Raw genomic sequence first — 25,245 nt, forward strand, 5'->3', positions numbered from 1 at the left:
TTGAACCGGGCGCCCCTGGGAAATCGATCAGAAGTGGAACTTCACCTCGCCGCCGATGATGCGCGGCTCGTTGACCATGCTGGTCAGGTTGTTGAAGTCGATGGCACCGACGATGCGGATCTGGTTGGTGATGTTGCGCGCGAAAGCGGCCACTTCCACACCCATGGCATTGTCGCGCCAGCCCGCCCGCAGGCCGCCTTCAAGCGACGCCTTGCCGGTGAACTCGATGGAATCGTAGAGGAACAGGTTCACCGAGCTGCGATAGGCCCAGTCGGTATAGGCGAAGACTTCCTGATTCTCGCTGATCGGCACCGTGTAGCCCGCCGTCCAGTTGGCGATCCAGCGCGGCGCCTGCGGCAGACGGTTGCCGTCGATCGAGACGTAGGAGGTACCGGCCACGATGGGATCGAGCACGGTGCAGCCGCCCGAACAGGGCGCGACCGTCAGGTTCCGGTCCTTGAGCTTGGTGAAGTTGTAGCTGCCGCCCGCCGTCAGGACGAGGCCCTCGACCGGCGTGAGCGTGACTTCGCTCTCCACGCCCCAGCCGATCGCCTTGCGGGCATTGATCAGGGTGGTGGTGTTCGAGGCGCCGCCCACGGCGGTCAGCTGGATGTTGCGGGTGTTCATGTAGAACACATCGGCCGAATAGCTTACGAGGCCGCGCTCTTCACCCTTGAAACCGGCTTCGAACGAAGTGGTCGTCTGCGGCTTGGCTTCGGTGGCGACACCGGCGATGACATCGTTCTTGAGCGAAGCACCGAGATAGCCCGATGCGGCGCGGGCATAGAGGGAGTGGTCGTCGTCAAGCTTGTAGGTCGCGCTGGCGTCCCACGATACCTTCGAGCCCTTGGCACGGCCGTCCGACAGCAGGGCGCCGTCGACATCGTTGAGGACGCTGTACTTGCGGTCATGCGACCAGCGCAGGCCGCCGCGCAGGATCAGCTGCTCGATCGGGGTATATTCGACGGAGCCGAACACCGCGTAAGTCTCGTTGTCGAGATGCGCGGTATTGCCGTCGGTGCGGACGTTGGTCTCGTTCCAGCTGACCGCTTCGGTGTTGAGGTTCTGGTTGAAGTAGTAGGCGCCGGCCTGGAAGCTGACATCCCCGAACTTCTCCGAGGCGAAGCGCAGTTCCTGCGTGAATTCGCGCGGGCGGGCCTTGCTGCCGGTCTCGACCGAGAACGGCACGGCGGCGGGATAGCTGCCGTCCGTGTCGCCGCGCGAGAAGACGTTGACCTTCTCCCAGCCCGTCACCGAGAACAGGGTGCCGATGCCGTCGAAATCGTAGCTGGCCTGGACATTGGCGCCCCAGCCGTCGAGGCGCTGCGGGTTCGAACCGTTCTGCGCGGTGTGCTCGACGTCGAAGCCGTCAACGAAGTCGTTGGTGCCCGGCTTGATCGAGTTGCCACGGAAGACGCGGGCCGATCCGCGCAAGTGGCGCGCGTGGACATTGGCGAGAATGTTGAGCGGACCGTTGTCGTATTCGAGCAGAGCGCGACCGGCGAGATCGTCGTAGCCGTCGAAACGGCGCTCGTTGATCGTCTGCGCGTAGTCGTTCTTCACCCAGTCGTCGCGGTGCTGGAGGTTGCCGGCAACGCGGAAGCGCAGGGTGTCGGTGATCGGACCGCTCAGCGCCAGCTCGCTGTTGATCGTGTTGTAGGTGCCCCAGGAAACGCTGCCGTGGCCGGTATAATGATCGGTCGGGCGAGCAGAGGTCAGCTTGATGACGCCGGCCGGGGTATTACGGCCGAACAGGGTGCCTTGCGGGCCCTTGAGCACTTCGATGTTTTCAAGGTCGAACGCGGGGAAAGCCTTCAGGAACGGGCTTTCGAGCGCGATGTTGTCATAGACCACCGAGACGGGCTGTGCCGCGTCGGAAGAGAAGTCGGTATTGCCCAGGCCTCGGATATAGAAGCGCGGGAAAGTGCGGCCGAACGACGATTCCGCCAGCAGGCTGGGCACGCGGCCCGAGAGGAAGCGGATGTCCTGGCCGCTGGAATTGATCGCGGCGAGCTTGTCTCCGCTCAGCGACGAAACCGCGATCGGCACGTCCACGGCGCGTTCCGCGCGGCGGGTCGCGGTCACGACGATATCGGTGCTGGGGGCGGCATCGGCAGCCGGTGCCGTGGCGCTCTGAGCATGGGCGGCATAGGGCGTGGCACAGGCGATCGCGAACAGCGAGGCGGCGGCGCAGTGACGGAATCGGCGCTGATGCATGATTTTATGGAACCCTGATTACCCTGACCTTGTTGGCGCGGGCGCTTAGGGACTCGAGCGCGCTCTCGCAAACGCAATGTTTCTGTTGCTGCGTTGCAAAAATCAGATCGCCTCGGGACTGTTGTCGTTTGGCCACAACGCTGCACACGTGAGCCTGCACTTCTCATGCTGCGCTGCGGCAGCGATCTCCTTGAGATAATGCGCCTTTTTCTACACTTGAAGCCGTAGAAGCTGTTCAAAATGCAAGAAGGGGCGCTTCTCGCGAAGCGCCCCTTCTTGTTGCGGGTTCTTTTCCGGAAAAAAGCTCAGAACGGGATATCGTCGTCCAGGTCGTCGCCGAATCCACCGCTGCTGCTGGTACGGCCCCAGTCGCTGCCGCCAGAAGCGCCGCCCGAGGACGAACCGCCCGACGAAGAACCGCCGCTGCGCCCCCAATCGTCGCCGCCACGGGCACCGCCGCCGGAGCGGCCACCGCCGAAGTCGCCGCCGCCCGAGGAGCCACCTTCTCCCCAGCCACCGCCGGAACCACCGCCGGCGCCGCCACGGCCGCCGCCCTGCGCGCCGTCCAGCATGGTCAGAACGCCGCCGACGCCGCCGACCGAAACTTCGGTGGTGTAGCGATCGTTACCGTTCTGATCCTGCCACTTGCGGGTGCGCAGTTGGCCTTCGATGTAGATCTTCGAACCCTTGCGCAGGAAGCGTTCGACCACGCCGACCAGGCCTTCCGACTGGATCACGACCGAGTGCCACTCGGTGCGTTCCTTGCGCTCGCCGGTCGCACGGTCCTTCCAGTTTTCCGAGGTCGCAATGCGCAAGTTCGCGATGCGCCCACCGTTCTGGAACGACTTCACTTCGGGATCGGCTCCGAGGTTGCCGATCAGGATGACCTTGTTGACGCTGCCTGCCATGAGGGAATCGCTTTCTTCTGAATCTCGGCGGTTGGGGTAGCGAATGGCGGCCGCCGGCGCGAGTCTGCCGACGGCCCTTTTTCACAGAGCGGTTGCGGGCCTGAGGTCTACAGCCCGGCGCTTATCGCTATCCAGTAAGTCACGCCCGCCGCCACGTAGGCCATGGCGAAGAGGTAGACCAGCATGAACACCGGCCATTTCCAGCCGTTGGTTTCGCGCCGGGTCACGGCGATCGTCGACATGCACTGCGGTGCGAAGACGAACCAGGCGAGGAACGCCAGCGCCATCGGCAGGGTCCAGCGGCCCTTGAGGCGCTCGCCCAGTTCCATCGCCTGGGCATCCTCGTCGTCGCCCGCGTCGACGGCATATGTCGTCGCCAACGAGGAGACCGCCACTTCGCGCGCGGCCATGGCCGGGATCAGCGCCAGTGCCATGTCGCGGTTGAAGCCGATGGGCTCCACGACCACGGCCAGGCCGTTCGCCAGCTTGCCCGCGATCGAGGCATCCACCTGGCTTTCACCCGGCTTGGCCTGCGGGAAATTCAGCAGTACCCAGAGCACCACCGTGACGGTGAAGATGATCGTGCCTGCCCGGCGCAGGAAGATCCAGGCGCGCTGCCACAGGCCGATCGCCATGTCCTTCAGCCGGGGCATCTGGTACTTCGGCATTTCCATGATGAAGCCCGAAGCCGCGCCCTTGGTCACGGAACTGCGCAGCAGCAGCGCCACGACCATGGCCCCGACTATACCGGCGACATAGAGGCCGAACAGCACGACGCCCTGGAGCCCGATGCCCCAGCCTAGGTTGGTGTTCGGAATGAAGGCGCCGATGATCACCGCATAGACCGGCAGCCGCGCCGAACATGTCATCAGCGGGGCGATCAGGATCGTCGTCAGGCGGTCCTTGGGGTCGGTGATCGAGCGGGTCGCCATGATGCCGGGAATGGCACAGGCGAAGCTGGACAGCAGCGGGATGAAGCTGCGCCCCGACAGCCCGACATAGGCCATCAGTCGATCCATCAGGAACGCGGCGCGGGCCATGTAGCCGGAGGCTTCCATCGCCAAGATAAAGGCGAAGAGGATAACGATCTGCGGCAGGAAGACCACCACCGAGCCGACGCCGGAGATCACGCCGTCTGTCAGCAGGTCGCGCACCAGGCCCGGCGGCATTGCGGCCTTGACCGTATCGTGCAGCCAGCCCGCGCCCGCATCGAGCCCGTCCATCAGCGGCGCGGCCCAGGCGAAAACCGCCTGGAACACGACGAAGAGGAATGCGAAGAGGATGATCGGTCCCAGCCAGGGGTTGAGCAGGATCTGGTCGAGCCGCGCATGGAGGCGGTGCTGCTTCGATTCCGAGAGAATCGCGGCATTGGCCATGGCATGGGCGGCAACGCGGCGCTCGGTCGGCCCAAGGTCGGTGAGGCCCGGCCCGGCATGGCGGCTCTGCGCGGAAGCGATAGCCTCGCCCAGTTCGGCAAGGCCCCGGCGGCGCACGGCGACGGTCGGCACCACCTTTACGCCCAGTTCTTCCTCCAGAACGGCGGCGTCCAGCACCAGTCCGTCCCGCTCGGCAAGGTCCACCATGTTGAGCGCCACAACCGAGGGCTTGCCCAGCGCCAGCAGTTCCTGCGCGAAGACCAGGTGCTGTTCGAGGTTTGAAGCATCCAGCACGATGACGAGAACGTCGGGTTCCGCCTCTCCGGCGAACTTGCCGGCGATGACCTTCGAGGTCACTTCCTCGTCGGGGCTGGTCGCATCCAGGCCGTAAGCGCCGGGAAGGTCGGTCATCTCCACCGGTTCGCCGGTCGGCAGGACCATGCGGCCGGACTTGCGCTCCACGGTGACGCCGGGATAATTGGCGATCTTCTGGCGCGCGCCGGTCAGCGCATTGAACAGCGCGCTCTTGCCCGCATTGGGGTTGCCGACGAGGGCGATCTTGCGTTGGCGGCTCATAGCGGCGAAACCTCCATGGCCAGGGCATGGGCGCGGCGCACCGCGATCGTCATGCGGCCGATGGCGATCGCAATGGGATCCCGCCCCCCTGCGACACCCCGATGAGCGATCGAAACGGTCGCGCCTTCCTCAAGACCGAGTGCGCGAAGGCGACGGGCTTCTTCGGGGACGAGTGCAGTCCAGTCCACTGCGACGATTCGAGCGCGCTGGTCGATAGGGAGAAGATCGAGAGTCATGTCGCTCCGCTGCCAGATCGGCGGATCGATTGCAACTTGTTCGCAATAACTAACAAAACATCTGCAAAAAGGCCGCTGAAAAGACGGCCCGGCTCACGCATTTTTGAGCCGGGCGTCCCTATCCTTACCGACCGCTCAGGGCTACCGCGCCGGATAACGCAGCCGCCCCAGCAGCCGCACGAGGCTGATCCGTTCCTCCGGCGCACGCAGGAACTGCGCCTTGGTCTTTTCGAACCGAATGATCCCTTCGATCCGCCGATCGAGGAAAGCCCGGGTTTCGGCCTTGTCCTCGCTCTTGTCGGACACGAAGACCCGCAAGGTCGCGGCGTAGATGCTGCCCAGGATCGTGCGCTTGGTATAGTGGTTGTAATCGGTGGCCGTATCACCGGCGAGCCGCCACATGGCGTCGGCGCTGCGCCAGCCAAGGCGCAACGAAGTGCGCAGGTTTTGCGGCATGGCCATGATGGTGAGCGCCCGGTTCAACGCTTCCTCGCGGCCCGCCACGGCATCCAGCCGCGCCATCACCAGGCGGCGGATGCGCTCGCGGATCGACACGCCCTTGAGCGAGGACGCGGGAGTGGTGCGCTCCATTTCCTGATCGACATGGCTCACCCAGGCCGAGATCATCGCCATCTGGCCATCCCGGAAAGCAAATTCCGCGAGATTCTTGTCGATACCGGCCATTTCCGCGGCCTGCCGCACCGCATCCATCGTCCAGCCGTCGAAGACGGCCGCATCGGCGATGGCGGGTGCGAGTTGGCGGCGCAGCGCCTCCAGGGTTTCTGCCTGTTCCATCATCCGTCTCAGAACGTCGGGCCGTAGACGGCCTTGCCCTTGCCCGAATTCTTCTTCGCATATTCCTCGAGCAGGCTGGCAACCGTGCTGCCGCGTGCTTCCTGCGCGGCATAGTCGCGGGCGCTGCGGCCTGAATTGTCCGACCTGCTGGGATCCGCGCCCGCTTCCAGCAGCGCCTTGACCATGTCGGTATCCTTGCGGTGAACCGCGAAGATCAGCGGCGTTTCGCCGGCATCGTTGGAAGTGCTGGGATTCGCCTTGTGGTCGAGCAGCAGCGAAACGCCGTCCCGCCAGCCGAGGCTGACCGCGACGGAAAGGGGCGTGCGTCCACGATCGTCGGCAGCATTGACGTTGGCGCCCTTGCCGATGAGATAGCTCAACCAGGTAAGGTCGCGGCGATTGGTGACGATCAGCAGCGCCGTCTCGCCCGTGGTCACATCCTTGGCGTTGACGATCTGGCCATTGTCCATGAGCGCCTGCTCGACCTTCTCCCCTTCCTTCTTCTTGACCGATTCCAGGAACTTGTAGCCATCGGAGAAATCGGCGTGAGCCGGGGAAGCGAACATCAGACCCGCCGCAAGCGCGGCCAAGGCCATCCGGACAGGGCCCATTTTCAGGATTCCGCGCGAGCTTGGCGAAACGTTCCCGGACATGGTCTTCGACACCTTCATTACCTCCAGACAGACAGGATGCCCGTGACGACCGGCCCTTCCCTTCCGGCATCGCACCCTTGCACCGGAGGCTCTAGCAGAGCATGAAGCGCGGCGCCATGACATACCTGTTTCGCCGTATCGCCCTTATCGCCTTCGCCCTTTCGCTGGGCGGAACGCTCGCTGCCTGCCAGCAGAACGCGGCCGAAGCGCCGCCGCTGGAAGGCGCACAGATCGGCGGCCCCTTCACTCTGAGCGACAAGGATGGCAAGGCCGTCACCTGGGACAGCTTCAAGGGCAAGTGGCGGATCGTCTACTTCGGCTACACCTTCTGTCCGGACGCCTGCCCGATGGACGTAAAGGCGATGATGCGCGGCTTCACGCAGTTCGAGAAGGCGGAACCGGCACGGGCGGCCAAAGTGCAGCCGATCTTCATCACGATCGACCCCGAGCGGGACGATCGCGAAATCGTGGGCCAATGGACCGCGGCGTTCGGCCCGCAGCTCTACGGCCTCACCGGCTCCCCCGCGCAGGTCAAGCAGGCGGCGGCAGCCTTCGCGGTCTACTACAAGAAGGGTGAGCCGACACCGGGCGGCTACCTCATGGACCACAGCCGCATCGCCTATCTCATGGACCCGGACGGCAAGCCGATCGCCATGCTGCCCGTGGACAAGGGGCCGCAGGCGGTCGCCGCCGAACTGGCGAAGTGGGTGAAGTGACCGCGCACGCCTCTTCCGGCCCGTCTTCCGGTCGGCCTGCCGGCGAAAAGCCTTTCTGGGAGCGTCCGATCGAGACGCTCGACCGGGGGGAATGGGAAGCGCTTTGCGACGGGTGTGGGCAGTGCTGTCTGCACAAGGTGGAGGACGCCGACACCGGCGAAATCTATCACACCAACGTCGCCTGCAAGCTGCTCAACCTCAAGACCGCGCAATGCAGCGACTATCCGCGCCGCCACAAGTTCGTGCCGGACTGCATGAAACTCACCCCGAAGTCGGCGGGGAACCTTTCGTGGCTGCCACCAAGCTGCGCCTATCGCCTGCGCGCCGACGGCGAGCCGCTGCCGGAATGGCATTACCTGGTCTGCGGCGATCGCGAGGCCGTGCACAAGGCCGGCATCTCGGTGGCGGGCAAGGTCATCAGCGAAACGGTGGCGGGACCGTTGGAGAACCACATCGTCTGGCCCTATGGCGAGGACGACGAGGACTGTCTCGAACCCGAAGGCCCCGCCCCCTGGGAGACCGAATAGCCCGTGCTGGACTGGCTGCGCCGCGATCCCCGTGAAGACCCGATGCTGGAAATTGCCGGGCGGCAGGTGCCGGTGGTCATACGCAGGTTGCCCCAGGCCCGGCGCATGACGATGCGCCTCGCGCCGGACGGCAGCGAAATCCGGATTTCGATCCCGCGCTGGACCCGCACCGACGATGCGCTGGAATTCGCGCGCTCGAAGCAGTCCTGGTTGGCGATCCAGATAGAGGCCCTGCCGCAGGCGACCCCGCTGGGCGACGGGGCTACGCTGGACTTCCGGGGGCATCGCTTCGTGGTCCGTCACGACCCGGCCCTGCCCCGCCGCCCTGTGCCGGACGATGGGGCGCTGCTGGTCGGCGGCCCGGAGAGTTCCCTGGCATCGCGGCTGAAGCGCTGGCTGGAAACGGAGGCACGCGGCGCGCTTACCGACGATCTGGCCGAATATTGCACTCGCGCCGGACAGCCTACCCCGCCGCTCGCGCTGTCCAGCGCCCGGCGGCGGTGGGGCAGTTGCGCGGCCGATGGCTCGATAAGGATCAACTGGCGCTTGATCATGGCGCCGGATCCAGTGCGACGCTCCGTCGTAGCGCACGAAGTGGCGCACCTCGTACATTTCGATCATTCGCCGGCATTTCATGATTTTCTGGGGCAGATATTCGAAGGCAGCGTGCCCTCGGCCAATCGCTGGCTGAAGGAAAACGGTCGGTCGCTCTACCTGCCCTTCGGGTAGTTCGCAGGTTCGCTGCCTGGGACCACGCCGCAAAATGCGCGGCGCGCATTTCCAAACCGCCCGGAAACCACTACATAGCCCGGCATGGCCCTGTTCAAGCGTTCCGGATACTGGAAAGACGTCAATCCCGTCGGCATGATCGCGGATTTCCGCGAGGTGTGGAAGCAGGCGGGCAACAACCGCTGGCGCATCGCCGCCGTTTCCGCCGCGTGCACTTTCTCGGTTTTCTACCTGATGTCCACCCAGGAAGCACGCGGACCGCATCCGCCGCCCAAGGTGGTCTACATTTCCGTGCTCCCGGCCCATCGCACCGAAGAGCAGATTCTGGCCTCCAATATCGAGAACCAGAAGCGCAAGGAAGCCTGGGCCGCCGAACAGGCCAAGCGCGACAAGGAAGTGCGCGACATCTACAAAACCATCGGCCGCTATTCCGGGATGGACGTGGACAAGATCGCCCGCGACGCCGAGGTCGAGGAAGCCGCGCGCAAGAAGGCCGAGATGGAGCGCATCGGCAAGCCGCGCCTGCCCGAAGGCCGCACCCTGCCGCAGATCGACCAGGTTCCCACCGGCACGGCCGAGTGACCGCTCTAGTGAAGGACGACGCTCGCTGGCTTGCCGCCGCTGCCGCGCTGGCGGCGCGGGCGCGGCCGGACAGCCGCCCCAATCCGGGGGTCGGCGCGATCCTGGTAAAGGCCGGAAAGGTCGTTGCGCGGGGCTGGACGCAGCCGGGCGGGCGCCCGCACGCCGAAGCCGTGGCGCTTGCCGCTGCTGGAGAGGCGGCACGCGGCGCCACGCTCTATGTCACGCTGGAACCCTGCGCGCACAAGTCCGCAAGCGGCCCGGCCTGTGCAGACCTTGTCTGTGCCTCCGGCGTGGCGCGGGTGGTGATCGGCTGCATGGACCCCGATCCGCGCACCTCGGGCGAAGGTCTGTCGCGCATCCTGGCCGCTGGAATCGAGGCGATCCACCTCCGGTCCGCCGCTTGCGAGCGAAGCCTGTCCGGCTACCTCGTCTCCCGGCGCCTGGGCCGCCCGGAAGTCACGCTCAAGCTGGCGCTCTCCCTCGATGGCTGCATCGCCCTCGCCAGCGGCGAAAGCCAGTGGATCACCGGGCCCGAGGCCCGTGCACACACGCATGCCATGCGCGCCATTTCCGATGGCATACTCGTGGGTGGCGGCACCCTGCGCGCGGACGCCCCGCGTCTGGACGTGCGCCTTCCGGGGCTGGAAAGGCGCAGCCCGCAGCGCTTCGTCCTGACTCGAGGCGATGCACCGCAAGGTTGGCAAGCCGTCGCATCACCAGCGGCAATCGCCGGTCTGGACGGCATCCAGTACCTGTTCGTCGAGGGCGGTGCCGGCGCCGCTACGGCCTTCCTGCGGGCCGGGCTGGTCGATCGGCTGCTGATCTACCGCGCGCCGATCCTGCTTGGCGGCCGCCCCGCTCTTTCCGACTTCGGCCTGCCCGGCCTGTCCCAGGCCCATGGCCACTGGCACCTGGCCGAACGGCGGCAGCTTGGCATCGACACGCTCGAAGTCTACGAGGCCGCAAACGTATCTGAGCAACCGCTCGAAAGGTAAGCATGTTCACCGGAATCGTCACCGCCATCGGCCAGATCCGCGAAGCCCGCCAGACCGGCGACTTGCGCGCGGTCATCACCTGCCCCTTCGACCCTGCCGGCATCGCCATGGGCGCTTCGATCGCCTGCTCGGGCGTCTGCCTGACGGTGGTGGACAAGGGCGGCGTGGCGGGAGACGCCTGGTTCGCGGTCGATATTTCGGCCGAATCCGTATCGCGTACGGTCGAGGGCCGCTGGGCCGAAGGCACCAGCCTCAATCTCGAACCCGCTTTGAAGCTGGGTGACGAGCTGGGCGGCCATATCGTTACCGGCCATGTCGACGGCGTGGGCACCGTCGTCAGCGTCACGCCGGAAGGCGATTCGAAGCGTTTCGTGATCGCGGCACCGAAGGAACTCGCGCCCTATCTCGCACCCAAGGGTTCGATCACGGTGGACGGCGTATCGCTGACGGTCAACGAAGTCTCGGATCAGGCGGATGGAAGCTGCCATTTCACGCTGAACATCATCCCACACACCTCGGAAGTGACCACCATCGGCGTACTCTCGGCGGGTGACGGCGTGAACCTGGAAATCGATGTTCTGGCGCGCTACCTCCAGCGCATGCAGTCGCTGCGCGGCTGAGGCGCGAAAAACGCCGGCGTCGCGGGTGAATTCCGCGAGGCCGGCGTCTTGTTCATGAAACGCGAAACGGGCCGATCCCCGAAGGGACCGGCCCGAAATTCTGTCAGGCCGTGACGTCCGCGACGGCGGCGACGAACTTGTCGATATTGCCCATGGTCAGGCCCGCGACGTTGATGCGTCCCGAACCGGCCATGTAGATGCCGTGCTTTTCGCGCATCGACAGAACCTGGTCCTTGCTCAATGGTACGATCGAGAACAGGCCGTTCTGGCCGCCCATCGGGGTCATGTCCACCGAACCGGCAGTGCCGGCAGCGGCAAGCCGCGCGCGAACCTGCCGCATGCGCTTACGCATCTCGTCAAGTTCGGCGAGCCACTGCGCCGTGAGTGCTTCGTCCTCAAGGATCAGGCGAACGGCAGCGCCGCCATGATCTGGCGGCTGCGACCAGTTGGCGCGCGCAAGGTTGTGCCCGTTCGACATGACCTTGGCCAGATCGGCCGGGTCTGCCACCATGGCGTAAAGGGCGCCCACGCGATCGCGATAGAGCCCGAAGTTCTTGTCGCAGGAATAGCAGATCAGCGCTTCCGGCACGGCCACCAATACGCGGCGCAGGCCGTAGGCGTCTTGTTCCATGCCCATGCCCAGGCCCTGGTAGGCCAGGTCGAGGATCGGCAGGATCTTGGCGTCTGCGATGAGCTGGGCGATCTCGTCCCACTGCTCGTTGGTGTAATCGATACCCGTCGGGTTGTGGCAGCAGCCGTGCAGCAGGATGGCGTCGCCTTCACGGGCATCGGCAAGCGCCGCGCGCAGGGCGTCCATGTCGGTCTGGCCCGAAGGCAGCGCATGGTTGAACTCCACCACGTCAAGGTCGAGGTCGGCACAGATCTGGGCATGGTTGGGCCAGCTGGGCGTGCCGACGATGATGCGGTTGTAGCCCGCGCGCTTCACCATGGCGAGCGCCAGACGCAGCGAGCCGGTGCCGCCGGGGGTCTGCATGCCTTCGATGCGACCGCCCATGTCGGCGGTGTCCTTGCCGAAGATATAGGGCATGAGCGCTTCCACGAAGCCCATGTCGCCTTCGGGGCCGAGGTAGGCTTTCGAATCCTGCTCGGCGACGAGCTTCGCTTCCGCCGCCTTGATCGAGCGGAAGACCGGCGTATCGCCGTCACCCGTACGATAGACGCCGACCCCGAGGTCGATTTTGTCTGCGCGCGGATCCGCGTTGTGGAGCTTGATGAGCGCGAGAAGCGCGTCGGCGGGCTGTTGCTGAAGGTTCGTAAGCATGGCGCGCGGGGCATTAGACCGGGCAGAGAAACCACGCAATGCCCGATCAACCGAGAATTGCCGAGAACGGCAAAAAAATCGCGGCAATCGCCATCATGGCGCGAGAAAGGTGAAATTTTCTTCGAAAACGGCGATGGTTACACGGAAAGGAGCCCGCGCCGTCAAGTACGGCGCAGGCTCCTTTTAAACACGCGAAGCGTTACCTCAGAAGGGCATCCAGCTCTGCTTGTGCGTGAACTTCATGTAGCCGATGTTGGCGCCCAGTCGCAGGCCCGCGCCCGCGCGGACGGGGATCAGCACTACATTGCCGCGGCGAAGATAGCTGACGGTGAACCCGCCGACCAGATAGGCCTGCCCTTCGCCCGCGCCGAATCGATGATAGAGGTCTTCGGTATCGTAGAGGTTGTAGACCAGCACGAAGGCGTTGCCGGCATTGGCGCCGGCGTCGAAGCCGATCGACGGCCCGGTCCAGTAGACCGGCTGCTGGCCTTCAACTTTATGATAGAGAGTGCCCGAACCATATCGCAGCCCGACGGCGATGGCGCCGCCGCCTTCGCGGCCGATGATGTAGCCATTGGGCTCACCCTGCTTTTTCAGCAGGTCTTCGATCACTCCGGCAAGACCCTTCGCGCCCTTGCCGAAAACACCCTCGGCGGCACCGATCAGGTCGTCCTGACGGTAGGTGGTCGAATTGTCGGCCGGCAAGTCTGTCGGCGCCGCTGGAGAGGTCTCGGACCGATACTCGGAACCGTTTTCCACGGGCGTTCCGTTGCCGGGGTAGCCGGGGGCCGCATCGACCGGAGGCTGGGATTCGGCAGGCGGTGCGTAAGTCGTTCCCGCAGAGCCGGAATTGAGATCGCTGTCGATCGCCGCGTCGGGATCGACGGTGGTGACTTGCGCCATGGCCGGGGCGATCGGCGCGAACATAACGAACATCGCCGCCACGGCGGTGCCGATCTTCCGCGACAAGCCAACCGGCGCCCCCCTGGCGGCGATTTGCATGGTGAATGACATCTGGTGGCCCTCCAATGGCGATCCCGAATTTTCGTAATGCAGTTACGCTCTAGGCGCACAATGCGTCATGTCACTAAAGAATCCAGAGCGCCTGACCCCGCAATGAACGGTCGACAGGGCGAGTCGGGTTTGCGGCAGGCCGAACCCCGCAAAACCGCGCGTTCCGCAAACATTTCCACAGGTGCGAAAAACTGCTCCGCGCCCTCTTGCCGAGCCACCCCACCCCCGTTATACGGCGCCTCCTAGGCCGCATGCGGAGACGTGGGTGAGTGGCTGAAACCAGCGGTTTGCTAAACCGTCGTACTCTTAAGGGGGTACCGAGGGTTCGAATCCCTCCGTCTCCGCCACGGGCTTGCAGTTTTCTGCGGCTTGTAGGCTTAAGTTTCAGCCCGGGCCCACGATAGGGACCATGATAGACGCTTCGCTTGGAGTGGTTTTCATGGACTATCGTGGACCTCGGGTAGAAATATTCCTAGAAATTTTGGATATTCACGAGGCCGGCGCAGGCATTACGTCGGATGCACTGAGTGGCAAACTTTCGGTGAACCTTTATCTCGCTCCCGCAAGCGGGATCCGGTCGTCTCTTTAACTGTAAAAAAACGGTCCTGCTACGTGGACAGAGTTGTCCACCTGAAAGCGGTTGCACCGCAATGCGGCGCCCCCGGTTAGGAAATGACGGGGGGTGCTCGCTGATCGCGCGACCGCTTCGAGCCAGTCGGCGCCATGACGAACGGATCGAGGGACACCCCGCACGCCTCACCGAGCCGCTCAGGTGGAATGTCTCCCGAACCGAACCTCTGAAGAACCTACAGTCGGTCCGGGCGTGAGAACGCACGCTCGAACCAGCCCTGAGCAATTCCATTCAACGTGCTATGAAACCGCCTATACCCGCCACGGCCAGATTACCCGCGACGAGAGCCGTTTCCGCAAAAGTGAGGCGCAGGTACCGTGCTTCCAGCACGTTCGGGAAAGCGATCCGCTGGGTGGCCAGAGCGTAGGCGATGTTGCCGAACTCGCCCGTGGCGGCGCGCGTCCAGGTCTTGCCGTCCATGCTGGTCTCGGCAATGTAGCCCTTGGGCGGAGCGGCATCCGCCATGACTTGCCGCGATGGTGTCAGCGTAAATCCTGCCAGAGACGTGCGGCTCCCGAGATCCACCGTCACGCTCGCAGGATTGCCCGGCTTGGGAGCAGGTTGCTTCCAGATGGTTGCCGCGTCGTTATCAAGCAGGCGCTCCGCACGCGGCGCGCTGGCTGTGACGATCACCCATTTCGTGGTGTCGAGCACGGTGGGATCGGTGGAGACGATCGCCGGCACATCTACTGGGTCGACGCTGGCGAAAAGCGCGAATTCAGAAATTGCCGGTGCCGCGCTGCCTTCAAGCACGACCAGCCGAACGCGGCGCGGCGTGATCGGCTGCGGCAGGCGGACGATGCGCTGGGCGCCGATGCATTCCTTCTCGGCAAGACGCTGCCACAGTCCGTCGATTTCGGCCTCGATCGCGAAGCGGCTCACGCGAATACCTAAAGGTAGATACTCACGCAGGCGAACCACGTCGAAGCGCGAGCCCGGCGCAAGGTCCAGTGTCAGCGTGGGAGTGAGCACGGTGTCGGGTGTGGACCAGTAGGTTTCGCGCCGTCCGTCCAGCACATTGGCCGGTGCGAAGCGCCCTCCCCGCGATACGCTGGCATGGGCGACGCTGCTCTGCGCAAGATCCTTCGCGAACGTCGCGCGGATCGCATCGCCGAAAGACTTGAGGATCTTAACGTCCTGATCCGCGATCCGGCCCCGGCGGTCGGGCGGGAGGTTCAGGTTGAGGTTGGTGCCCCGACCCACGGATTCGTCGTAGAGGCGGATCAGGCGTGCCGGGCTCTTGACCTTGGAGTCTTCGTCCGCGTGGTAGAACCAGCCCGGCCGGATCGAGACGTCGGTTTCCGCCGGCCACCAGATTTCGCCGCCGCGCAGACCGGAGTTGCCCACGGCCTGCTCGTACGGCACGTTCGGCATCGTCGGCCAGCAGGGATCGCCCGCGACGCCGTCCTCGTTGCCGACCCAGCGCACGTCGGCGCCGAGCGGGTCGAAGGTGCAGGCGTCGGGCTGGAGTTCGTGGACCAGCTTCACGATCGAGGGCCAGTTGTAATACTTCGGCGCATCGATCTTGCGCGCCTCGCGGGCGCCGCCGTAATAGCCGTCGCCGCCATTGGCGCCGTCGAACCAGACCTCGAACAGCTTTCCGTAGCGGGTGCAGAGTTCGGTCAGCTGCTTGCGGTAGTAGTCGATATAGGCCGGGCGGCCGTACTCGGCATGATTGCGGTCCCAGGGCGAGAGGTAGAGACCGAACAGCATGTCGGCCTTGCGGCAGGCTTCCGACATTTCCGCGACGATATCGCCCTTGCCCTGCTTGTAAGGGCTGTTGCGGATCGAGTGCTCGGTAAGCTGGGTCTGCCAGAGACAGAAGCCGTCGTGGTGCTTGGCGGTCAGGATAACGCCGCGCATACCTGCGACTTTGGCCGCCACGACGATCTGGTCGGCGTCGAAGTCGGTCGGGTCGAACCACTTCGGGTCTTCGTCGCCGTAGCCCCATTCCTTGTCGGTGAAGGTGTTCATGGCGAAGTGCACGAAGGCGTACATTTCGTGGGCGTGCCAATTCCACTGCCGCGCCGACGGGACGGCGCCCGAGGGCTGGGGTGCGGCCGCTTCACTGGCGGCGCGGCGCGCGGCCTGCGCGGTATCGGCGCCCAGCGCAGCAGAGGCAACGGCGGAAGCGGCGAGGAAACGGCGGCGGGAGAAGTCCATCGTTCAGTCCTTGAAACGCGTGCGCGTCAGAGCGGCGCGGAGAGCAGTTCGGGCCGGGTATCGGCCAGCTTGACCAGGAGTTCGCCGAAGAGGCCATTGGCCCAGGCGAACCAGTCGCGCGTGAATTTGGAAGGGTCGTTGCTGTCCACCGCCTCGTGGATGAAGCCGGTGCCCCCGTCGCTATCGCGCAGCATGCGCAGCATGGCGCGGATCACCTGCGGGTCGCTGCTCGACAGCGCGCGCACGATCAGGCTCATCGGCCAGACCTGCCCCAGCCCCACATGCGGCCCGCCGATGCCCTCGATCTTCGATCCCCGGAAGAAGTAGGGGTTCGCATCCGACCAGCAAGCGTCTGCCGTGGCTTTCCACAGCGGATCGGTAGTGGGCACGCATTCGAGAAAGGCGAGACCCAGCAACGATGGGACATTGGCATCGTCCATGAACATCGCATTGCCGAAGCCGTCCACTTCGTAGGCCCAGACCCGGCGACCGTCCGGCAGCAGCATCGTGCCCCAATGTCGCAGCGCCGCTTCCACTTCGTCCGCCAGCGCGCGCGCGTCGGCAGCGAGCGCCGTGTCGCCGCGCGCCTGCTCTGCCACGCTGGCCATCTCGCGCAGCGATGTCACCGCGAAGAAGTTGGCCGGGATCAGGAACGGATAAGTGCAGGAATCGTCGGAAGGGCGGAAACCGCAGTGGATCAGCCCGACCGACCGGCTCGGCGCGCCCCAGCCATCGAGCTGCATGGTCTCTGTCGGCCGGTTGCTGGTGCGCAGGAAGCGGTAGGGCCCGGGCGAACCCTTGCGCTGCTGTTCGCGCAAGGTGCGCACGCAGGCGCGCGAAGCCTCGGCCCAGGTCTCATCGAAGGGCAGCTCGTCCCGCGTCTGGCGCCAGTAGCGGAAGCCGAGCCGCATCGCATAGCAGAGCGAGTCGATCTCCCATTTCCGCTCGGCGACGCCGGGCTTCATTTCGGTCTGGTCCTTCAGCGCCCACGAGAGGTTCGTCTTCGCAGATGGGTCGCGCATGAAGGCATTGGCGTAAGGATCGATCAGGATCGAGCGCGACTGGCGGGCGATCAGGCCCCGGAACAAGGCAGTGAGCGCCGGGTCCTTGTTCACCAGATGGAGGTAGGGCAGCACTTGCGCCGTGCTGTCTCGCAGCCAGAGGCAGGGGATGTCGCCGGTGATGACAAAAGCGTCCGGGCGGCCGTCTACCGCGCCCATGTAGACCGTGGTGTCGAGCGTATTGGGATAGCAGCCCACGAACATCGCGCGCAGCTTGGGATCGGCGATCTTGCGCGATACGCGGTCGATCTCGGCCTCCACCGCGCGGCTGACGTAGCGGCGATCCGAAACGGCCGGGCGGCCTCCACCTTGCGGCATGGGGATGCTCGCCGCACGGGCCGTGGCCGGAAGGGCCAGCGCGGCCGCGCCTGCCATCCCGGCAAGCGTAGTGCGGCGGTCGAGGTTCGTCTTGGTCATCACTTCGGCAGCTCCTGTGCCTGTCCGGTCAGGGTGAACTGCACCCATGTGCCCGCGCCGTCACCCGGCTGTCCGCCGCCGATCCACACTTTATAATTGCCCGGAACGACCCGGCGCGTGCCCCGGCGGTCCACGACCGAAAGGCTGCGCGGATCGATCGTCAGTGAGACTTCCCGCGACTTGCCCGCCGCCAATGGAACGCGGGTGAAGGCGGCAAGCTGGCGCTGCAAAACGCCCTGCGTCATGATCGGGCGCGGCTCGATCACAGGCGGCACGACATAGGCCTGCACCACTTCCTCGCCCGCCATGGTCCCGAGGTTGCGCAGGGTCGCCGTGACCGTGACGGGCTGGCCCAGACCGGGCGCGGAAACCTTGGCGCCTTCATAGCCGTAGGTCGTATAGCTCAGGCCATGGCCGAAGCCCCAGAGCGGCTTGCCCGTGAAGTAGCGGTAGGTCCGTTCCTTCATCGAATAGTCGACGAAGGCGGGCAGATCGCTGGTCGACTTGTAGAACGTCACCGGCAGACGGCCCGAGGGGTTGTTGGTCCCGGCAAGCGTTTCGGCAATGGCGGTGCCGCCCGCTTCCCCCGGATACCACGCGGTCATCACGGCATCGGCCATGGTCGGATCGACCGAGACCGCACTGCCGTTTGTCAGCACGACGATCACCGGCTTGCCGGTGGCATGGAGCGCCGCGAGCAGTTCGGCCTGTGGTTCCGGCAAGGCGATGTCGCTGCGGTCGCCGCCGACGAAGCCGGGCACCTGGACCTGAAGCGCCTCGCCTTCGAGATCGGGCGAGAGACCGAGCACGGCGACCACCGCATCCGCCTGCGAAGCCGCCTTCACGGCCTCGGCACGCTGGATATCTGCGGGGGGAAGCCACATGAGGCGCAGGCCCTCGTCCTCGCCGTAGTGGTCGAGTTCGAGGCTGATCGGCTGCGCCGTGCCATCGAAGGTAACGTCGAATTCGACCCGCTGCTTGCCGAGCACACCCGTGTGGAGCTGCTTGCCGCCGATGCTCAGGCGCACGTCGTCATGCCGCGTGCAGTCCTTCCAGCAGGCCGGAATGTCGAGCGCGAGGCGATAGGTACCCGCTCCCGGCGGCACCAGCGAGCCGCTCCAGCGCACCTTGAAGCCCTTGGCATCGAGCCCCTTGGGAGCGGTGCGGGTGAAGTTGAAGTCCACGCGGCGATCCTGCCGCACGAGCACACGCTTGCCCGACATGTCGAGATATTCGGCGCGCAGCCCCGGCTTGCCCTCAGCGACAAGCGCGGTTTCCGGCACCACGACGGGCGCACCCTCGGCCAGGACCGAACCTTGCGCATAGGCGACGTTCGCCGCGCCGAACTGGCGGCGGATGCCTTCCAGCGGCGTCACCGGATCGGCGGCGGTGCCGTGATAGTTGGCCTCGATCACCGAAAGGTCGTCGGCATTGGTGCCGATCACGGCGAGGCGGGTTCCGGCCTTCAGCGGCAGGCGGCCGTTCTCGTTCTGGAGCAGGACCACCGACTTGCGCGCGGCTTCGAGCGCAAGAGCGCGGTGCGCGGGGGTGTTCACTTCGGAAGGCTTGATCTTCGCCCAAGGATTGCTGGCGCCAAAGGCAATGCCCAGCTTGTAGCGGGCCTCCAGCGAGCGGGCGAGCGCGCGGTCCACCTCGGCCTCGGTGAGCAGCCCGCGCGCGACCGACTGGGTGAGCGCGGCATAAGTCGTGCCGCAGTCGAAGTCGGTGCCCGCCTTGATCGCCGCAGCCGAAGCCTCGGCGGCGTCATAGCGGTAATGGTGGAACATCCAGATGTTTGCCACCGCATCGCAGTCGGAAACGACGAAGCCCTTGAAGCCCCAGTCGCGGCGCAAGGTATCGTTGAGCAGTGCCCCGTCGGCGCAGACCGGCACGCCGTGCGTTGAGTTGTAGGCGCACATCAGCGAGAGCGGCTTGGCCTCGGTCACGGCCTTGCGGAAGGCGGGCAGATAGGTCGCCTCGCGGTCCTGCGGGCTGACGTCCACGTCGAAACTGTCACGCCCCGCTTCGGGGCCGGAGTGTACCGCGAGGTGCTTGGGCGTCGCGATCACGCGGGGGTGCAGCGGGTCGGGGCCCTGCAGACCCTTGATGAAGCCGACCGCCAGCGAGCCGGTGAGGAACGGATCTTCGCCGTAAGTCTCCTGGCCTCGCCCCCATCGTGGGTCGCGGAAGATGTTGATGTTGGGCGACCAGATCGTCAGGCCCTCGTAGATGCGCCGGTCGGCACCCACGGGCTTGGCGTTAAACTTGGCGCGCGCCTCGGTGGAGACGACCGTGCCGACTTTCTCCATCAATACCGGATCGAAAGTAGCGGCAAGGCCGACCGCCTGCGGGAATACCGTGGCGACACCGTTGCGGGCAAGGCCGTGCAGCCCCTCGTTCCACCAGTCGTAGGCGGGCAGCCCCATGGCCTTGGCGGCGGGGGCGGTGCTCTGGAGCTGGTCTGCCTTTTCGGCCAGATCGGCCTTGGCGATGGCGGCCAGCACGGCGGGATCGGCCTCGCCCGACGGGTCCTGGGCCGCAACCGGCGGCGCCGCCAGAACCATGGCGAGGGTGATCGGGAACAGCGGCTTCATCACTTGTCTCCCGCCAGGGTACGCAGCACCAGCGCCTTGCGCAGCGCTGCGGCATCGGCCTTAGAGGTGATCTCGATCCGCACGCTCTCGCCCGGCAGCAGGTCGAAGCCGTTGTCCGAGGCTTGCGCATCCACCGCGCCGAAATCGAGCATGACGGCGCGGGCCAGCGCCTTGGCGGTGATCGTCACCGCCCTGTCGTCCCAGTTCGCGGAAAGGCCGGGCGCGGGATAGGCCATGGCCTTGGGCAAGCCGCGCTCGACGATCTGGCGCGAGACGGTCTTGCCGCCGATCACCAGTTCCGCCACCGCATAGCTCGCCTCTGCCGTGGCATTCGCGAAGACTTGCGCGTCCGACACATCGGGAACGGAAGTGGCAGTCGTCGGTGCGAGCGTCACCGCCCCGCCCGCTTCGCCCAGCTTTGCGCCGTCCATGGCATAGCCGGTCAGGCGCCACTCCGCCGCGACAGGGCTGGTCGCGTCCGAAGCGAAGCTGACCTTGGTCGCGCCGCTCTTATGCTCAGCTATCACCGCCTGCGGCGCGAAGAAGCGCCGCGCGGCATAGTGCAGCAATTTCCAGCGCCCGTCGTAGTCCACGCTCGCCCACGAGATCGAGGGCCAGACATCGTTGAGCTGCCAGTAGAGCGAGCCCAGCGTCACCGGCGCGCAGGCGCGGTGATGGCGCGCCGCCATGTCGATCGCCTGCGCCTGGTTGACTTGCGTGAGATAGACGAAGTCCGCGAGATCCTTCGCCGGGCGCAGCCTTGCGTCGAGGTAGAATTTCAGGCGTTCGTTGCCCTCGCCTGCGAGGAACTTCTGGTGCGCCTTCATCACCGGGCTGTCTGGCGCCTGCGCTGCATCACCGGCGAACCCGCGGATCGTCGCCATGACCGGCATCGCCTGGAACCCGTATTCCGACATGAAGCGCGGGCAGGAAAGCGTATAGTTCTCGACCGGCTTGGAGCCGGACCAGACATCCCAGAAATGACGGTCGCCCGCCGCATCGGTATCGACCGGGCCTTCGTAATCGGTCGAGGGCGAGCCGGGCCAGTAGGGCGTGGTCGGCGAATGATCGGTCACCGCCTTGCGCAGCACACGGTCGAACAGCACCGTCATGGAAGTCGCCATGCGCTCGTGTTCGTCGGGACCGACGGCTTTCTTCCACGCCTTGCGGTCGCTCCATGTCTCCCAGCCGGAGAGCACTTCGTTACCGCCTGCCCATATCACGATCGAGGGATGCGAGCCGAGCCGTTCGACCTGTTGCTCCGCTTCGACGCGCACGTTCTCGCGGTAGGCCACGTCGGCCGGCGGCACCGCGCCGCCGAACATGAAGTCCTGCCAGACCATCAGGCCCATGCGATCCGCCATGTCGTAGAAGCTGTCCGGCAGATAGTAGCCGCCGCCCCAGACGCGGATCATGTTCATGTTCGCCGCGCGGGAATCCTCCAGCAGCGACTGCATCTTCGCGTCCGTGACGCGCGAGGGGAACATGTCGAAGGGAATGAGGTTCGCGCCCTTGGCGAAGACCGTCACGCCATTGACGCGGAAGCCGAAAGCCCCGCCTCCGCGCACGATTTCGACTTCGCGCAGGCCCACATTGCGCGCGGCCTTCGCTCCGGCGCCCGCGCCCGAGACGATCTCGCCCGAGACCTTGTAGAGCGGCTGATCGCCATAGCCGACCGGCCACCAGCGCTTCGGCGCGGCAACGGTCAGCGGCACCGTGACGACGCTCTCGCCCGCATCGAACGAGGCCTCCCGCGAGACGGGGGCCAGCGCTTGCCCGTCCGGTCCGGTGACCCGCGCGGTGAACTGCGCCTTGCCCGGCTTGTCGGCAACAACGCGGAACTTCGCGACCAGCCGTGCCTCGCCCTTGCCGAGCGCTTCCTGCACGACCTCGAAGGCGCCGAGCCGCGCTTCGTCCCAGGCTTCCAGACGCACCGGCCCGGAAATGCCCTGGTTGACGATCCGCGGGCCCCAGTCCCAACCGTAGTGGTACTTGGCCTTGCGGATATAGGCGGAAGTCTGCTTGCCCTTGGGTTCGTCCCCGAAGGCGGAATCGTACTCGGCCGGCAGCGGGTGCGCCTCGGCCAGCACCATCGGCTGCAAGGTGCGGATCGGCGAGGCGAAGCGCACCAGGATCTCGTTTCGGCCTTGCTTCAGGAAAGCCTTGGCGGCGACGCGCCACTGCCGGTGCCCATTGTCGGCCTTGAGCACCTGCTTGCCGTTGATGAACACGGTGGCGAAGGTATCCAGCCCGTCGAACACGAGATCGAGATTGTCGCGGCCCATGGCCTGAGCGCTCACGTCCAGCGAGCGGCGCAGTTCCCAATCGGTGAGGCCCGCCCACTGGATTGCCGCCTCGTTGGTGCCGAGGAAGGGATCGGGCACCTGCCGGGTGGCGATCAGGTCCTGCTGGACGGTACCCGGCACTTGCGCCCGAAACCAGCGCGCGGCCTTGGGATGCGCCTTTACGGCAGCGGCATCGCTAGGCGCGATGCGGGCCTGCCAGTCGCTGTCCAGCGACGTTACCGCCGGCGGCGCGGCCACGACTGCACTCGACACGCCTGCGAGCCAGAGCGCCATCACCTTGCTTGCGAACCTCACTTCGCCTTCTCCCCGTAAACGATTTTCTCGACCGCATAGAATGGATCGGACAGCGGCGATGTGAATTGGAAGCAGACATCCGTCTCGTCTCCGAGTTCGGGACGGTCGGGCAGTGCTGCGGTGAATGTGAACTGCTGCGGCGCGGTCTTGGGATCGGGCAGCGGGAAGGTCGCCAGCACGGTGGCGCCCGGCATCGGCGAATGCTCCTTCTGCTTGCGATCGGCGTTCTTTTCCGCCGCGCGGCAATTTGCGCTGATGATGAGTTCGCCGTGCGGCGTCACGGCATAGTGCCCGATCACCGCCGATTCTTCGTGCGCGAGGCCCCAGTTGCGCGGCAGTCGCGCGACCGAGACCGTGATCGACTTCGCATGGGCCAGCGGCGCATGATCGTCTGCCTGGCAGGTATCGAAGATGTTCACGTTGTAGGCCGGCCCGTTGCTCGTCGCATCGGCGTTCAGCGGGATACGCAGTCCCTGCGACCCGCGCGGGCAGGCCGTGAGGGACGAGGACGTCGAGGTCAGCAGCGTTTCACGCCCGGTGTCGTAGCGACGCGGCGCAGAGAGCGCCGTGCCGTCAGGCGCGAAGCTGGCGGCGGTCACAACCGTGCCGGGCTTGACCGCAAGCGCCTTGGCATAGGCCGCAGACTTCGCGCCCGGCGCCTTGCCGTCCAGCGTGTAGCGGATGGTGCCGTAGGGCGCCTGCCTGGCCAAAGTCACGCCGATGGCTTTCGCATCGAGGGCCGCGCCGCGCGTCTGCGTCGCCGTGAACGCCACGCCGAAGGCACTGTCGGACACTTCGAAACCGCCCTGCTTCCAGCGCCGGATCTGCGGCGTCAGGCGCGCAAGGAAGCCCGCATAGTCCTTGGTGCCAGCCACCTGCGGCGACCATGCCGTCTCGGCAATGGCACCCACGCGCGGGAACAGCTTGTGCTGCAACTGCCAGGGCGTGACGATGTATTCGCTCCAGGCATTGCCCTGCAGGCCCATGACATGCTTTGCTCTGGCGGCATCGATCCCCTTGGGCATCGGATCGTAGCGATAGACCGTTTCCATCGACTGGATCGAGATGCGACCCGGCGCTTCGTCCGGAAGGGTGGATTCCAGATTGTCCAGATAGAGCGTGGGCGCGGGCGAGAGCACCACGTCGTGCCCGGCATTGGCCGCATCCACCGCGCCCCGCTCGCCGCGCCAGCTCATCACCGAGGCCGAGGCCGGCAATCCGCCGTCGAGGATCTCGTCCCAGCCGATCAGGCGGCGACCATGCTTCGCCAGATGGTTGCCGAACTGGTCGATCATCCAGCTCTGCATCGCATTCTCGCTCTTGATGCCAAGCTTTCGCATCTGCGACTGGACTTCGGGCGAGCGCTCCCACTGGTCCTTTACCGCCTCGTCGCCGCCGAGGTGGATATACTGCGAGGGGAACACCTCCATCAGTTCGTCCAACACATTGCGTACGAACGTCATGCCCGCCTCGTTCGGGTTGAACAGCCAGGGGAAGATGCCCCAGCCGTTCGACACTTCGGGCCGAGACCCCGGCACGCCCAGTTCGGGATAGGCGGCGACGAGCGCCTGCGCATGTCCGGGCAGGTCGATCTCGGGCACTACGGTAATGCCGCGCGCTGCTGCATAGGCGACGAGTGCCTTGAGCTGCTCTTGCGTGTAGAACCCGCCGTTGCGCTCGCCGGGGCCATGGCCGGTGTCGGGCCCGTTGCGCCAGGCGCCGATGCGGGTGAGTTCGGGGTAGCGCTTGACCTCGAAGCGCCAGCCCTGATCGTCGGACAGGTGGAAGTGTAGCGTGTTCAGCTTCACCTCGACCATGCGGTCGACGATGGCGTAGATGGACTCGATTGGCTGGAAATGGCGGCAAGGGTCTACCATGACCCCGCGCCAGGCGAAGCGCGGCGAATCCTGGATGGTCAACACGGGGATCGAGACGCTCTTGGCCGCCCCTTTACCAGTCAGACCCGCATCGGCCGTCAACAGCTGCATCAGCGTCATCGCGCCGTAGATGAAGCCGGACTTGCCCGAAGCGGCAATGACCGCGCCGCTCGAAGTCACCGTCAACCGGTAGGCCTCCGCTCCCGAGATCGCCTGATCGCGTTCGAACCGGATGGGTGCGCCAGCGGAAGAAGAGGCCGAAAGCACGAGGCCGTTCGCACGTTCCGCATGTTCGATCAGGAGCTTTGCCGCATCGGCCGCATCGGCATCGCCCGGCGGTACCGCCACGGCTGATCCCCTGGCGACCAATAGTTTGCCCCCGCCCTGCTCCACCGAAGCAGGCCAGGGTGTGAGCGCCAAAGCTGAAGATTGCGCATGGGCGTGGGCAGGGGCCGGGACCGTGCAGACCAGTGCCGGAAGGATCGAAGCGGTCGCCAGGGCGCCGACCCGAAACCATGCCCCCAGTCGGCACCGTGCCGTCATCGTCGCGCCCATACCTGCCCTCACCATGTTTTACTTGAAAGGAAATGTAACCAAAATATATCCTTTCCCGCAACAGGTCTTATTATTTTCCTGCGAATTGAGCTTGAACGGCGACCGTTTGCGGCGATTGTCA

The 25,245-nt window shown here is 65.5% G+C and carries 19 protein-coding genes and 1 tRNA gene; 7 read left to right on the forward strand and 13 right to left on the reverse strand.

Annotated elements, in window-relative coordinates:
- Positions 1 to 27 precede the first annotated feature (27 nt).
- The 6 genes from ACI3K3_RS11220 to ACI3K3_RS11245 all read right to left on the reverse strand — a co-directional run bounded on the left by ACI3K3_RS11220 (position 28) and on the right by ACI3K3_RS11245 (position 6,674).
- Positions 28 to 2,217 carry a TonB-dependent receptor gene (locus tag ACI3K3_RS11220; RefSeq protein ID WP_404913719.1) on the reverse strand — a complete coding sequence of 730 codons (2,190 nt, stop codon included), beginning with the start codon at positions 2,215 to 2,217 and terminating at the stop codon, positions 28 to 30.
- Between the two features lie 305 nt (positions 2,218 to 2,522).
- Positions 2,523 to 3,125 (reverse strand): single-stranded DNA-binding protein, encoded by a 603-nt coding sequence (ssb, locus tag ACI3K3_RS11225; RefSeq protein WP_404913721.1) that lies wholly within the window; start codon positions 3,123 to 3,125, stop codon positions 2,523 to 2,525.
- Positions 3,126 to 3,232: 107 nt separating this feature from the next.
- A complete protein-coding gene (locus ACI3K3_RS11230) occupies positions 3,233 to 5,077 on the reverse strand; it encodes a ferrous iron transporter B (RefSeq protein ID WP_404913723.1) in 1,845 nt (614 codons plus the stop codon).
- The gene (locus tag ACI3K3_RS11235; RefSeq protein WP_404913725.1) at positions 5,074 to 5,313 is read right to left on the reverse strand and encodes a ferrous iron transport protein A; all 240 of its coding nucleotides are present in this window, start codon (positions 5,311 to 5,313) and stop codon (positions 5,074 to 5,076) included. The genes ACI3K3_RS11230 and ACI3K3_RS11235 overlap by 4 nt, the downstream gene beginning before the upstream one ends.
- 141 nt (positions 5,314 to 5,454) lie before the next feature.
- A complete protein-coding gene (locus tag ACI3K3_RS11240) occupies positions 5,455 to 6,108 on the reverse strand; it encodes a COQ9 family protein (RefSeq protein WP_404913727.1) in 654 nt (217 codons plus the stop codon).
- Positions 6,109 to 6,116: 8 nt separating this feature from the next.
- On the reverse strand, positions 6,117 to 6,674 hold the full coding sequence (locus ACI3K3_RS11245; RefSeq protein WP_404913729.1) for an ankyrin repeat domain-containing protein: 558 nt from the start codon (positions 6,672 to 6,674) through the stop codon (positions 6,117 to 6,119).
- A gap of 203 nt (positions 6,675 to 6,877) precedes the next feature.
- Here ACI3K3_RS11245 and ACI3K3_RS11250 point away from each other — a divergent pair, with 203 nt between their 5' ends.
- The 6 genes from ACI3K3_RS11250 (at position 6,878) to ACI3K3_RS11275 (ending at position 10,930) form a co-directional block, all read left to right on the forward strand.
- Positions 6,878 to 7,477 (forward strand): SCO family protein, encoded by a 600-nt coding sequence (locus ACI3K3_RS11250; RefSeq protein WP_404913731.1) that lies wholly within the window; start codon positions 6,878 to 6,880, stop codon positions 7,475 to 7,477.
- Positions 7,474 to 8,004, forward strand: coding sequence for a YcgN family cysteine cluster protein (locus ACI3K3_RS11255; protein ID WP_404913733.1), 531 nt, complete (start codon positions 7,474 to 7,476; stop codon positions 8,002 to 8,004). The genes ACI3K3_RS11250 and ACI3K3_RS11255 overlap by 4 nt, the downstream gene beginning before the upstream one ends.
- Positions 8,005 to 8,007: 3 nt before the next feature.
- Entirely contained in the window at positions 8,008 to 8,733 is a 726-nt protein-coding gene (locus tag ACI3K3_RS11260) for a M48 family metallopeptidase (RefSeq protein WP_404913735.1), read from the forward strand.
- A gap of 84 nt (positions 8,734 to 8,817) precedes the next feature.
- The gene (locus tag ACI3K3_RS11265) at positions 8,818 to 9,315 is read left to right on the forward strand and encodes a hypothetical protein (protein WP_404913737.1); all 498 of its coding nucleotides are present in this window, start codon (positions 8,818 to 8,820) and stop codon (positions 9,313 to 9,315) included.
- An 8-nt stretch (positions 9,316 to 9,323) separates the two neighbouring features.
- Positions 9,324 to 10,310 carry a bifunctional diaminohydroxyphosphoribosylaminopyrimidine deaminase/5-amino-6-(5-phosphoribosylamino)uracil reductase RibD gene (gene ribD / locus ACI3K3_RS11270; protein ID WP_404913789.1) on the forward strand — a complete coding sequence of 329 codons (987 nt, stop codon included), beginning with the start codon at positions 9,324 to 9,326 and terminating at the stop codon, positions 10,308 to 10,310.
- A gap of 2 nt (positions 10,311 to 10,312) precedes the next feature.
- Entirely contained in the window at positions 10,313 to 10,930 is a 618-nt protein-coding gene (locus ACI3K3_RS11275; RefSeq protein ID WP_404913739.1) for a riboflavin synthase, read from the forward strand.
- 103 nt (positions 10,931 to 11,033) lie between these two features.
- Here the strand turns inward: ACI3K3_RS11275 and ACI3K3_RS11280 are convergent, their stop codons facing one another.
- Together ACI3K3_RS11280 and ACI3K3_RS11285 are read right to left on the reverse strand one after the other, a co-directional pair.
- On the reverse strand, positions 11,034 to 12,212 hold the full coding sequence (locus ACI3K3_RS11280; protein WP_404913741.1) for an aromatic amino acid transaminase: 1,179 nt from the start codon (positions 12,210 to 12,212) through the stop codon (positions 11,034 to 11,036).
- 204 nt (positions 12,213 to 12,416) lie between these two features.
- Entirely contained in the window at positions 12,417 to 13,148 is a 732-nt protein-coding gene (locus tag ACI3K3_RS11285; protein ID WP_404913790.1) for a DUF1134 domain-containing protein, read from the reverse strand.
- Positions 13,149 to 13,481: 333 nt separating this feature from the next.
- Here ACI3K3_RS11285 and ACI3K3_RS11290 point away from each other — a divergent pair.
- A tRNA-Ser gene (locus ACI3K3_RS11290) sits at positions 13,482 to 13,573 on the forward strand.
- 515 nt (positions 13,574 to 14,088) lie between these two features.
- Here the strand turns inward: ACI3K3_RS11290 and ACI3K3_RS11295 are convergent.
- Genes ACI3K3_RS11295 through ACI3K3_RS11315 form a run of 5 tightly spaced genes read right to left on the reverse strand, consistent with a single transcriptional unit; the run spans position 14,089 to position 25,139 of the window.
- The gene (locus tag ACI3K3_RS11295) at positions 14,089 to 16,020 is read right to left on the reverse strand and encodes an alpha-L-fucosidase (protein ID WP_404913743.1); all 1,932 of its coding nucleotides are present in this window, start codon (positions 16,018 to 16,020) and stop codon (positions 14,089 to 14,091) included.
- Positions 16,021 to 16,046: 26 nt separating this feature from the next.
- A complete protein-coding gene (locus ACI3K3_RS11300; RefSeq protein ID WP_404913745.1) occupies positions 16,047 to 17,498 on the reverse strand; it encodes a glycoside hydrolase family 125 protein in 1,452 nt (483 codons plus the stop codon).
- A complete protein-coding gene (locus tag ACI3K3_RS11305) occupies positions 17,498 to 20,092 on the reverse strand; it encodes a glycoside hydrolase family 3 C-terminal domain-containing protein (RefSeq protein WP_404913747.1) in 2,595 nt (864 codons plus the stop codon). The genes ACI3K3_RS11300 and ACI3K3_RS11305 overlap by 1 nt, the downstream gene beginning before the upstream one ends.
- The gene (locus ACI3K3_RS11310) at positions 20,092 to 22,671 is read right to left on the reverse strand and encodes a glycosyl hydrolase 2 galactose-binding domain-containing protein (RefSeq protein WP_404913791.1); all 2,580 of its coding nucleotides are present in this window, start codon (positions 22,669 to 22,671) and stop codon (positions 20,092 to 20,094) included. Before ACI3K3_RS11310 ends, ACI3K3_RS11305 begins: the two co-directional genes overlap by 1 nt.
- A 17-nt stretch (positions 22,672 to 22,688) precedes the next feature.
- Entirely contained in the window at positions 22,689 to 25,139 is a 2,451-nt protein-coding gene (locus ACI3K3_RS11315; protein WP_404913749.1) for a beta-N-acetylhexosaminidase, read from the reverse strand.
- Between the last annotated feature and the right edge of the window lie 106 nt (positions 25,140 to 25,245).

This window comes from Novosphingobium sp. ZW T3_23 (assembly GCF_044987305.1).
Taxonomy (GTDB): domain Bacteria; phylum Pseudomonadota; class Alphaproteobacteria; order Sphingomonadales; family Sphingomonadaceae; genus Novosphingobium.